This is a genomic window from Dryocola clanedunensis subsp. sulfonylureivorans (assembly GCF_016756775.1).
Classification (GTDB): domain Bacteria; phylum Pseudomonadota; class Gammaproteobacteria; order Enterobacterales; family Enterobacteriaceae; genus Dryocola; species Dryocola clanedunensis.
In genome coordinates this window covers 1-11,663 of the sequence record NZ_JAERMU010000036.1, presented here as the reverse complement: position 1 = coordinate 11,663, position 11,663 = coordinate 1, and the positions used below count along the sequence as shown (strand labels likewise).

Sequence of the window (11,663 nt, the reverse complement as noted above, 5' to 3'; positions counted from 1 at the left end):
GCCCACCCTTTTCTCAATGGTGGGCCAGAAGAGCTAAAAATTCTGCTGGTTACAGTACCGCCAGCCATCCGCCATCGACGTAAATAATTTGACCATTGATATAATCAGAAGCGGAGGAAGAGAGGAAAACGGCGGTGCCGATCAATTCTTGCGGATGGCCCCAGCGTTTTGAAGGATTGCTGGCCTTAACCCAGCTATCGAACTCTTTGTTCTCAATCAACGCGGTGTTCATGTCAGTGAGAATATAGCCAGGGCCAATCGCATTGGACTGGATATTGAATTCTGCCCACTCTGCGGCCATTGAACAGGTGAGCATTTTTATCCCACCCTTGGCGGCAGTATAAGGCGCTACTGTTGGACGAGCGGCCTGGCTGGTTAAAGATCCGATGTTAATGATTTTTCCACCCAACCCTCTGGAAATCATGCGCTTTGCTGCCGCGCGCGAGACGATAAACGCGCTGGTAAGATTGGTATCGATCACACGTTGCCACTGTTCGAGTTCAAGTTCGATCATCGACTTACGATACTGTATACCGGCATTGTTGATCAGAATGTCCACCTGCAATCCTTGTGTATCCAAATCCTCGAAAGCGCTTTCAACGGCATGCTCGCTGGTGACATCGAAAGCTACGCCGTGGGCTTGATACCCCTGATTGCGTAGAGTCTGTACGGAGTCCTGTAATAGCTCATCCTGAATATCATTCAGGATGACGTGCGCCCCGGCGGCAGCCAGCCCTTTCGCATAAGCAAAACCCAGACCACGGGCAGATCCTGTAACCAGCGCAGTTTTCCCGGTTAAATCAAAAAGTGCAGCAGACATAATCAATCCTCAGTTAAGCGATAAGCAAACAACTTGTATGACATCAGTCATGTTTAACTTGCTGCATGTGCATTTTTAATTCAATTACTGCTCACTTAATTTGCAGGATCTGTCACAAAAAAAGCGTTCATCTTTTAACACTCCAATTGATAACCCAATTAAATAACAATAAAAATCAATAAGTTAATAAACAAACCCATTCTTATATCGCTTTTCTTGTATTAACTCCGTACTTAACCGCCACTTGTAGGACAACATACAAAATGATATTTATAAAAACCTATGGCGGTAGAAGATCTTCCTGACAATAACGTTAAGGCTCTACCTTAAACATTAAGGAGTTAGTGTGAGTAATCTAAGAATCACAGCAGTGAAAACTATTCTGACAGCACCCGGCGGCATTGACCTTGCGGTGGTGAAAGTGGAAACGAACCAGCCGGGCTTATACGGTTTAGGCTGTGCCACCTTTACCCAACGGATACATGCGGTGAAAACTGCTACTGACGAATACATGGCGCCGTTTTTGCTGGGTAAGGACCCGACCCGGATTGAGGATATCTGGCAGTCAGCGTGCGTCAGCGGGTATTGGCGCAGCGGACCAATTATGAATAACGCCCTGTCTGGTGTTGACATGGCACTGTGGGATATCAAAGGGAAATTGGCCGATATGCCTGTCTATGAACTGCTCGGTGGTCAATGCCGCGACGGTATCCCTTTGTACGTGCACACGGACGGCAGCGATGAGTTTGAAGTGGAAGACAACATTCGTGCGAAGATGGAGGAAGGCTATCAGTATGTGCGCTGCCAGATGGGGATGTATGGTGGAGCAGGAACCGATGATATGAAATTGATCGCTACCCGGCTGGCACGGGCCAAAAACATTCAGCCAAAACGCTCCCCTCGCACCAGTACGCCGGGAATTTACTTCGACCCAGAATCTTATGTAAAAAGTGTCCCCCGCTTGTTTGACCACCTGCGTAACAAACTGGGTTTTGGTATCGAGTTTATTCATGACGTCCATGAGCGCGTTCAGCCCATTGCGGCTATCCAGCTGGCAAAAACACTGGAGCAGTATCAGCTATTTTATCTTGAAGACCCTGTCGCGCCGGAGAATATTGACTGGCTTAAAATGCTGCGTCAGCAATCATCCACCCCTATTTCTATGGGTGAGCTGTTTACCAACGTAAATGACTGGAGGCCTTTGATTACTAACAACCTTATCGACTACATCCGCTGTCATGTTAGTACCATTGGGGGGATTACGCCCGCGAAAAAACTCGCAACGTTAAGCGAACTACACGGTGTACGTACTGCATGGCACGGGCCTGGTGATATTTCCCCAGTCGGCGTCTGCGCTAACCTACATCTGGATATGAGTGTGACTAACTTTGGCATCCAGGAATATACCCCCGTAAATGATGCATTACGCGAAGTGTTCCCTGGTTGTCCGGAAATAGATCAAGGCTATGCCTATTTGAGTGACCTTCCTGGGTTAGGGATTGATATTGACGAGAAGAAAGCAGCGCAATATCCCTGTGTGGGAGGCATTCCGTCCTGGACAATGGCACGTACATCAGACGGTACTGCGTCACGCCCATAAAAGTCATTGACTGAGAGGCCATTGTGAAACAGTGGCCTCTGTTTAACTTTTATCCGACACACCCTGCTTTAGCTTCTTGATAGCAGTATCATTTTCTGACATGGCTTCATTCAGTACACTAACCGCCGTAGAGGAGTCGCGGTTCTTGATTGCCATAAAAACTTTGATATGTGCCTCAACGCTTTCCAGCGAAATACCGAGTGCCCGGTTCAGCTCTTCCAGATAGTAATAGTAGGTGTCTTTAATGGAGTTCATCACATTATAAAACACCTTATTTTGCGAGGCCTTCGCAATGGCCAGATGAAAATCAAAGTCAGCCTGCGAATATTTTTTGTAGTCGTCCTTATTCACCAGCATCCGATTAAGAGCCTGTTCAAGCGCTGCAATATCTTCCTCTGTTGCGTTGATCACCGCCAGTTCCATGCATTTAAACTCAACGGTCTGACGGAACACCATCATGTCATGAAACTCTTCGCGACTAAGATGCATGATCGGTTGCTGTTCATTCAGCAAACTCTGCTGATTAATATTTTTGCTGACAAAACTGCCTTTACCTTGCTGAGTGACCACAATACCCAGATCCCGGAGCCGTTGGACAGCACTACGGATGCTGACTCGGCTCACATTAAAGGAGGCCGTCAGCTCTGATTCGGACGGCAGTTTGCTGCCTGGCGGCCAGCTGCCGTCAAGCAACTTTTCTTTAATCTGCTCGTAAACCGCATTAACCACGTTCTGCTTCTGGATGGAGTGAAGACTCATCTTTTTCATAGCCATAAGTTGTCCTACAACAGACAAATATATATCACGTAATGGACTGAGTCGAAAGGAAAGGCCGGGAGGTCAAAAATACAGCCAGAAAAGCATCGCGTTACAGGACATAGCCCAAAGCATACCAGCGATATAAAACAACCAGCACGACCAGATTCAATAAGATGCTTAAGTAAAACCAGGTCTTGAACGGCTGTTTCTGCGTTTTATGTCGAAAGAGTTGCTGGCCACACAGGGCGCCGGGCCAGCCACCAACTACGCCGAACAGCAGCAGTGTGGCTTCCGGTATTCTGCGTTTGTCTTTTTGTGCCGCCCGCTTGTCCACGCCGTAAACCAGCAGCGTCAGCCCGCTGACCGAGGCAAACCAGACTGAATAAGGGTGAAGCGAGAAACTGCTGCCCAGGGCTGCCAGTATCAGGAGCAAGTAACAGAAACGATTTAAATACATACGGTAACCACAACCCTGTTCAGCTAAAAAAACACGCTCAACTATAGCGAATCATTGAATTTCAGGATATCTGGCATTTCATCGCCCTGTTTCGTGGCCCATGAAAATCGCCAACCGTCGTCAAGTTTTCAGTAACCGGTCAGGTATTTTATTTACACTGCCTTTTACTCATATCTTTTAAACAGAATTTGCTCTCTCGCTTATTATTCTTTTAATAGCTTATCTTGATGAGAGGACTGCCTTCCCCTGTCCACACGGGCTTTAATGGCATGCAATGCTTGTCTTACTACAAAAGAACTGTTCCATTCAGGGGCATCCACACGTCAAACGGCTGCGGTCTGCCATAGTAATAACCCTGTGATTTTTCGCAGCCCATCGCCTGAAGTTTCTCACCCATCTCCACCGTTTCCACACCTTCGGCGACCAGCGGCACGCCAAACTGTTGAGACAGCATAATCACCGAGGAGATCACCGCCTCACTCTTTTTGTCATTCATCAGCTCCATGACGAAACCGCGGTCTATCTTCAGGCAATCAAATGGCAGCTGGTGCAGGTACGACAGGCTTGAGTAACCGCTACCAAAATCGTCTATCGCCACGGACAACCCCAGACGGCGCAGATAACTTAGCGTTTCGATGACTTTGGTGCTGTCCTGTAACAGGACGCTTTCGGTAATTTCCAGGCAGATATTTCTGTTCATCAGGCCATTGCGAAGAATGCAGTTCAGCAAATGGTCTGCGAAATCTGACTGCTGGAACTGCACCGGTGAAATATTAATGTGCAGCTTAAAGTCTTCCGGTGCGCCGCGGGCAATAAACGCCGCAAGCTGGCGACAGGCTTCTTCAATAATCCAACGGCCAAGACTGGTGATCATGCCGGTTCGTTCGGCAAGGCCGATAAATTTATCCGGCGGCACGAATCCCAGTGACGGAGAAACCCAGCGAACCAGACATTCCCCTTCGTTAAAGGTCGTGGTGTTATCCAGGCTCACAATCGGTTGCATCACCAGATGGAAACCATCATTTTGTAGATCTTCACGCAACGCCTGGTGCATACAAATGTTGTTCAGCTCCAGTTCCCGCATTTGTGGCGTGAACAAGACGCACTCGCCGTTGGCCCCCTGGCGGCTTTGTTGCAGCGCAAGCCCTGCATTCATCATGCAATCAGCGACTGTCTCTTTGTTCAGCTCAGCCAGCGCTGCACCTGCCTGGCCGGTAAAGATATAAGTCCGGCCTTCGGCGTCAGTCTGCATGCGGTTGTCCGGCGTATCCTGGAACAGGCTGGAGAGCATACCCCAGTACGTATCAAGATCTTTCTGTTCGTTATGCCCCGGGAAAACCACGATGAATAAATCTTCTGAATAGCGGCAAAAAATACTCTCGTCAGGGCAGCGCTGGAGCAGATTCTCGGCAAAAAACTGAATGAATTTCAGCGAGTGAGTATGGCCCAGCGTGCTTCTTACATCGCGGAAATTGGTCACCCTGATCATCAGCATGAGATTACGATTCTCATAAAGCGACGGCTCGTTAAACAGCCCCGAGCGGGTTAACAGACCGGTTGCGCTATCTTTTTCTATCCGCTGTTTTTGATCGGCAATCATGTCAAAAATCACCCCGGAAGCGCTGTCCAGCTCCTCTTCCAGAACCGCGATTTCCGGATAGAGACGCTTTTCACCCGCAGGCTCCCAGGGCTGTCGGCCAAGCATTCTGGCTTTTTGCACCAGATTATTCAGCGGGCGAGAAAAGTGTCGCACCAGAAAAATAAAGGCCAGCAGGAAGAAAATAATCATCGCGGCCAGCGACAGAAATATTCTCGCATCAGCATGTTTCAGCATTCCGGAAGGGAGAGTTTCAGGCGTGATAATGACCAGCGACCAGCCGAGCATTTGCGTCTGGTCGTTGACGGCATGCGTCAGTACGTAATAGTTATCACCTTCCAGCTGCGCAAGCTGAGAAGTTTGCCCTTTCAGATTAACGCCTTGTAGCAAAGTCTCTAATTTAGGATACGTAGAGATAGACGAGAGCTTTGCATCCCCCCCCTGAGCTTGTTTATCCTGCTTCGCAAGCCATTTACTTTTCGATGAGGCGATAATATGCCGCTGCCCGTCAACCAGTAGCAAAGCGCTATTTTCAGTAGGCTCGAGCTTTTTCAGATAGTTGTTGAGTACCGAGGTATAAATATCGGCAAAAATAACGCCGGAGAACACATGATTACTCTGGCGAACCGGTAAACGATAACCGATAACCTGACCGTCATTGGCAAACATATGATAATAGCTGTTCGTCCAGAACGGTTTATCACTCTCCATCGCCTGAATAAACCAGGGACGTGAATCAAGGTGGAAGTCCTCAACACGACTCGCTATACCTGAATTTTCATCGGCCCCCTTGTAGACAATAAGGTTCTGATTATCCACCGGGGAGCTTTTGATCATGAAGACATCACCTGAAATCGGATGTCGCTGGAAAGCAATATATTTACCGCCGGACGAGGCAATACCAATCCGGGATATAGAGTTTGCCCCGGCAAAATCTTCCTCCAGCACATGCTGTAATTCATGCTCCATAGCCGGAGAGTCGATTTTTCCTGCCACGTTATCCAGATGAGAAAGCAGCACCCCGGCCATGTGGGGCTTATCCAGATACATTTCGATGCGATGGCTGATGTACTGGCTCTTCTCCGCCAGCGTTTTTTCGGTGGTTTGGCCGTACCAGGAACGCATGCCCTGCTGTTGCAAAATAAACACAACGGCAATCAGCAGCGCGGCGCACAGCGAAACGACAACGATGAGCATGTTGGCAAACGAGACTGGATATCTTTTTTGTCTACCCGGCATTACGCCTCCTCCGACGTGCCGGACTCCGCGATCCCCGGCCCCTTATAATAAAATCTGTCGTTTTCGCAGCGCCAGTTGGCAAAGAGTGCCGGACGGGCCAGATGATAGCCCTGCACCTGATCGCAACCGAGGGCAATGAGCTGGTCTTCGATATCGGCCTCTTCCACCCCTTCGGCGATCAGCGGCACGTTGAAACCCTTGGCCAGCACCAGCACGGAGTTAATCACGCTAAGGCTTTTCTCGTCTTTAAGCTGGTTAGAGACGAACTGGCGATCGATCTTGATGCTGTCGAACGGCAGCGCGTGCAGATAAGAAAGGCTGGAGAAGCCTGCTCCAAAATCATCAAGTGAGATTGAGATCCCGTGACGGCGCAGATAATCGAGCACCTGGCAGGCCTGCTGCATATCCCGCATCAACACGCTTTCGGTTATCTCGACGCAGATATTTTCGTTCTTCAGGCCGTTAAGTTTAATGGTATCCATCAGATGCCAGGAGAAGCCCTGCTGAAGCAGCTGAATGGCGGAAATGTTGATATGCAGACGGAAGTCTGACGGGGCGCCGCGCTCGATCATACCCGCCAGCTCTTTGCAGGCTTCTTCGATGATCCATCGTCCAAGCGGGACGATTAACCCACTTTCTTCCGCCACCGGGATGAAGTTATCCGGGGAGATTTCACCCAGCTCCGCTGAATTCCAGCGCACCAGACATTCGCCGGCCATGCAGGATGTCCGGTCGTTTTTCCCAACGATAGGTTGCAGAACCAGATAGAGTTCGTTGCTGGCCATAGCGCCGCTCAGCGATTCATGCATATGAATGTTGGTTAATTCACTTGCCAGCATGTCTTCGGTATAGAGACGAGTCGCCGCATTTCCTGATTTTTCAGCATGACGCAGGGCAATCCATGCATGCATCAGAATGTCAGTAATCGTGTCAGGTTTAATATCCTGCAGCACCATGCCGGTATTGCCGGTGAACAGGAAGTTGCTTTTGCCAGCAGATTGCTCAGTATTCACCGATGAGAAGAGTGAATTCATCAGATCCTGATACTTAAGATAATCACTTTCCTGATTAATACCGGGGAAAACAATAATGAATTTATCGATATTATCCCGCGCGACGATAATATTGGTCGGCAACACTTTTTCCGCCTGCAGCAAAAACTCACCGATAAAATCATCAGCATATTTATGGCCCAGGGTATTCATGATCGACTTCATGTTGGTGACGTGCACCAGCGCGAGCAGGTTGTGGCGCTGGTAGATTCGCTGGTCGTTTAATAAACCGCTGCGGGTATACAGACGCGAAACCGGATCGTACTCAATTTTTTTACGCAGCTGCTCAAAGCTGTCCGTCAGACGCTCAGAGAGGTGGGTGAAGCCAGACTCCAGCTCGGCTATCTCTTCAAACTGATACTGCTGCCTGCTCACAGGCCACTGCCCGTGCTCCAGCTCTTTGGTTTTTTCCGCTATCCGGCGCAGCGGCAAAGTTATCCGTGAGAGCACGACATGCATCAAAACGGCCATCAGCAAGAAGATCAGCGCCAGGACAACAATCATATAATAATCATGAAGATTGGCCGAATCGAGGATCGCGGAGGCGGGAATAATAACCACCGCCTGCCATTTTAGCTTGCCGGACAGATCGGATACCGGGAAACGACTGGCATAATAGTCGTTGTGCTGGAAAGTGATTTTGACCGTTTCGGAAGCGTTCGACTTTAAAAGTTTCTCGCCGATAGTCTCAATTTCAGGTGAAGAGTTTTGCGTTAGCGTCGGTAAAAATGCTTCTGAGTTGGCCTTCACGGACAGGCCGACTTCGCTGGATGCGATGATATGGTTCTGCTCATCAATCACGAGCAGCTTGCTTTTTTCGTAGGGAATCAGCTCCCGCAACTTGCGGTTCAGGGCGTCAAGATGGAGTTCGCTGGCAATCACGCCAATAAAATCACCCTGGCGATTAAAAGCGGGCACGCTGTAGGCGATACCGTACGCTTTCGCGGCATTCAGATCGCGGTAGACGGGGGTCCAGTAGGGCTTTTGATTATTGAAAACCGAGTGGAACCAGGGACGCTGCTCCATCACGTATTCCGCGTTTCTCATGGCAACGGTAGAGCGTTGGGTCAGCCCACTGTAAGAGGTCAGCACATTCCCCGTACTGGCATTTTTTAACGTCAGATACTCTTGTTTGCGGTTCGAGAGTTTATGGCTGATGCCAATATAATCGCCCTCTTTGCTGCCGAACTGAATAAGATTCAGTTCGTCGTTCCCCTGATACACCACGTTAACAATATTCATCAAATCCGCATAAATATCACTAACGGCCACATTGTCGGAATTATAATGTTGCAAAGCATTACTCAGCACCGCATCCGCCTGCTGCGGAATATTAATGTATTCCTCAACGGCCTTTTTAAGCATGCCTGATTTGGACACAAAAAGGTTGTGACTCATGGTGTTGAGCAGATTCTGTCGGTCCAGATAAACGATCGTCGAAACAACCACAAACACTATGCAAAAAAATGTTATGAATAGGGTTCTGATTGTCCCGCTCAGCGTTAACGAGGATGTCTTAAAAAAGGTTGCGATCATAATAAATATACTGATTCCTGATACACAGAGATCGAACGCAAAGCCCGCGACATGCCTGAACTGCCAACGTATTAACATCGGGATACTCTGAGGGGCTGGCAACGATCTGTAGGGTGACCTAAGTCATAGCGAGGTAATAGTTACTTAAAGTTATTACCCCAAATGTATCATATGCCAGGAAAGACTTGATCTTTGATTTGTTTATAATTAAACAGCGGGAGAAATAATAAATAGCCTGCAACTTTAGCTGAAAGAATTTGTAAGTCAGATTATAAAGTTACTTTTGATTATTTAAAATTCTGGTAAGCGATACCAAAAATATAAATAAGGCTGAGTTGGTCAGGTAAGCGCAGTCCTCCCCGTAACCCCTGTGCTTAAAACCTGCAGAGCGCCACCGTTATAGCCTTTACTTTTAGCGAATGTCATGCCGCTGCCCTATCCACAGTCATAGTCTATGCAGACTGGTATGCGAGGAAGCTTCCAGGATAGCGTGGGATTTCCCCCCGCTCACTGACCCTGCTCATCTGCAAAAGCCTTTTACAGTAGACAGACCATCAACTGGAAAGGATTAACCCGTGCTAAATATGAAAACAAAAATCTGTCTTACAGCAATAGCCATGGGCGTCACCATGCAGGCCGTCGCGGCGCGCGCCACCCACGATTGCACCACGCTGAAACTGGCGACCTGCCCTACTCCGCTCGATAAAAACCTGCCCGACGTGAAGGAGATGCTGACCTGGGATCAGCAGCAGCGCGTGATTGGCTTCCGTAACGACTACCGCTCCTATAAAGGAGACGTTTTTAAAGCAGCAGCGCCGTCTCCGATCCCTGTTGCGAAGCGCGATATCTCGGCCGCGACTTATCACTATGAAGGGAAAACATTCAGCCTGGAGGATTACCTCAAGCGCAACGATGTCACCGGCATGATGGTCATCAAAGATGGCAAAATCGTCTGGGATTACTACGGCCACGGTAATACCAAAACCACGCTGTGGACTTCCCGCTCCGTGGGCAAAGCCGTTGTCTCCACGCTGGTTGGCGCGGCGGTAAAAGACGGGAAAATTACCTCGCTGGATGACGAAATCGTTAAGTACAACCCGGATACCAAAGGTACTGCCTGGGAGCACGTCACTCTCCGCCAGCTCATGCAGCATACTTCCGGCGTGAACTGGGATGAGGATTACACCAATCCGAGCTCGGATTTCGCGAAACTGACCCAGTGCGAAGCAAACGACGACACCTATCATTGCGTGAATAAACTGGTCAACGATCCGCAGCGTAAAACGTGGGCCAAACCGGGTGAAGGCTGGTCCTACTCCTCCGGCGGCGCGTGGCTGCTGGGCGATACGCTGGAAAAAGCCACCGGCAAATCGCTGGCGCAGAACCTGCAGGAGAAGATCTGGCAACCCTACGGCATGGTGCATGACGGCGTCTGGCACAGCTATCAGTTGGGCAAACATGACGTTGGCGCGCACGGCTTTAACGCAACCCTGGAGGACTGGGGCAAGTTTGGCCTGTACGTCATGAACAACGGCGTGCTGCCGGACGGCACGAAAACGCTGCCGGATAACTGGGTTAAAGACGCACGAACCTGGAACACGGCGAAAAAATCGGTGAGCGAAGCCCATCCCGAAGGGATTTATGGCTATCAGTGGTGGAATAACAGCGTCGCGGCCAATGCCGGAGACGTCAGCCCGAAGCAGGGCCTCGACAGTCAGAACACCCTGTGGGCGCTGGGCATTTTCGGGCAGATTATCGTCGTGAATCCACAGCAAAAACTGGTTATCGTGCAATGGTCGGTGTGGCCAAAAGCGGAGCCTTCCTTCAGCGCCCAGCCGCTGGAAGCGTCACTGATGTTTAACGCTATCGCCAACACGCTGGCGAAATAACGAGCAACAGGTATAAATGTCAGTTTTTAATGTTAAAAACTGACATTCGAGCATTATATACTTGAAGTGAATCTAACTTTGCCCAATAGCCCTATTGAAATATTTCCGTTACTGAACCATATTGATGGGGGTTAGAAAAATCCTGTTACTTATAACTAAAAACTGAGGTTCATGATGAAGTTAGCACAAATCGTAATTACCGCCATTGCTTTAAGCACCGTTTCTTTTGGCGCAATTTCTGCCGAATTGCTGACCAAAGAAGCGCTGAAAGAAAACCCTGAAATGTACACCAAAATCGGCACTATCGTGACCGACGGTGAAATGGCACCAAGCGATGCCAAAGAAGAATTATCTAAGAAAGCAGACGAGAAAGGCGGCGAATTCTTCGTTGTAACTTCTGCTGATACCGATCGCAAAATCCACGCTACTGCTGACGTTTACAAGAAGAAGTAATCCTTCGCTTCATCCAGATAGCACCCAACGGGCAGCCTGCAAGCTGCCCGTTTTTTTATGCCTTTTGCTGCAGATTGGCAACGTCGATCGTACTGATTAAGCGGTGGATGGCGCAGGCTTATCCACCCTACGCTTTCTCTTCGTAGCTACCGTCTTGAACGTCAAGCGGTAGCTGCATAATTTTCATCCCATGGCAGGCGTGTTTTAAGCACCCCGAAGCACATGTGCACCAGCTTGCGCATTACTGCACCCAGCGCCGCC

The 11,663-nt window shown here is 49.2% G+C and carries 8 protein-coding genes; 3 read left to right on the top strand and 5 right to left on the bottom strand.

Annotated elements, in window-relative coordinates; all coding sequences use genetic code 11:
• Positions 1 to 49: 49 nt before the first annotated feature.
• Entirely contained in the window at positions 50 to 820 is a 771-nt protein-coding gene (locus HYQ67_RS22030; protein ID WP_202307855.1) for an SDR family oxidoreductase, read from the bottom strand.
• Positions 821 to 1,166: 346 nt separating this feature from the next.
• Here HYQ67_RS22030 and HYQ67_RS22025 point away from each other — a divergent pair, with 346 nt between their 5' ends.
• Complete coding sequence (locus HYQ67_RS22025) at positions 1,167 to 2,420, top strand: enolase C-terminal domain-like protein (RefSeq protein WP_202307853.1); 1,254 nt, start codon at positions 1,167 to 1,169, stop codon at positions 2,418 to 2,420.
• A 42-nt stretch (positions 2,421 to 2,462) separates the two neighbouring features.
• Here the strand turns inward: HYQ67_RS22025 and HYQ67_RS22020 are convergent, their stop codons facing one another.
• The 4 genes from HYQ67_RS22020 to HYQ67_RS22005 form a co-directional block, all read right to left on the bottom strand.
• Complete coding sequence (locus HYQ67_RS22020) at positions 2,463 to 3,179, bottom strand: FadR/GntR family transcriptional regulator (protein WP_202307892.1); 717 nt, start codon at positions 3,177 to 3,179, stop codon at positions 2,463 to 2,465.
• A gap of 109 nt (positions 3,180 to 3,288) precedes the next feature.
• On the bottom strand, positions 3,289 to 3,636 hold the full coding sequence (locus HYQ67_RS22015; protein ID WP_202307852.1) for a DUF1294 domain-containing protein: 348 nt from the start codon (positions 3,634 to 3,636) through the stop codon (positions 3,289 to 3,291).
• Between the two features lie 286 nt (positions 3,637 to 3,922).
• A complete protein-coding gene (locus tag HYQ67_RS22010) occupies positions 3,923 to 6,472 on the bottom strand; it encodes a bifunctional diguanylate cyclase/phosphodiesterase (RefSeq protein WP_202307851.1) in 2,550 nt (849 codons plus the stop codon).
• The gene (locus tag HYQ67_RS22005) at positions 6,472 to 8,922 is read right to left on the bottom strand and encodes a bifunctional diguanylate cyclase/phosphodiesterase (RefSeq protein WP_202307849.1); all 2,451 of its coding nucleotides are present in this window, start codon (positions 8,920 to 8,922) and stop codon (positions 6,472 to 6,474) included. Before HYQ67_RS22005 ends, HYQ67_RS22010 begins: the two co-directional genes overlap by 1 nt.
• Positions 8,923 to 9,644: 722 nt before the next feature.
• Between HYQ67_RS22005 and HYQ67_RS22000 the strand changes: the two genes are divergently transcribed.
• Complete coding sequence (locus HYQ67_RS22000; RefSeq protein ID WP_202307890.1) at positions 9,645 to 10,949, top strand: serine hydrolase domain-containing protein; 1,305 nt, start codon at positions 9,645 to 9,647, stop codon at positions 10,947 to 10,949.
• 174 nt (positions 10,950 to 11,123) lie between these two features.
• A complete protein-coding gene (gene yahO / locus HYQ67_RS21995) occupies positions 11,124 to 11,402 on the top strand; it encodes a DUF1471 family periplasmic protein YahO (RefSeq protein ID WP_202307888.1) in 279 nt (92 codons plus the stop codon).
• Positions 11,403 to 11,663 lie beyond the last annotated feature (261 nt).

Bases quoted from the DNA above. Each gene is read 5' to 3' on its own strand.
- HYQ67_RS22030 (WP_202307855.1), bottom strand. From the start codon at position 820: ATGTCTGCTGCACTTTTTGATTTAACCGGGAAAACTGCGCTGGTTACA.
- HYQ67_RS22020 (WP_202307892.1), bottom strand. From the start codon at position 3,179: ATGAGTCTTCACTCCATCCAGAAGCAGAACGTGGTTAATGCGGTTTAC.
- HYQ67_RS22015 (WP_202307852.1), bottom strand. From the start codon at position 3,636: ATGTATTTAAATCGTTTCTGTTACTTGCTCCTGATACTGGCAGCCCTG.
- HYQ67_RS22010 (WP_202307851.1), bottom strand. From the start codon at position 6,472: ATGCCGGGTAGACAAAAAAGATATCCAGTCTCGTTTGCCAACATGCTC.
- HYQ67_RS22005 (WP_202307849.1), bottom strand. From the start codon at position 8,922: ATGAGTCACAACCTTTTTGTGTCCAAATCAGGCATGCTTAAAAAGGCC.
- HYQ67_RS22000 (WP_202307890.1), top strand. From the start codon at position 9,645: ATGAAAACAAAAATCTGTCTTACAGCAATAGCCATGGGCGTCACCATG.
- yahO (WP_202307888.1), top strand. From the start codon at position 11,124: ATGAAGTTAGCACAAATCGTAATTACCGCCATTGCTTTAAGCACCGTT.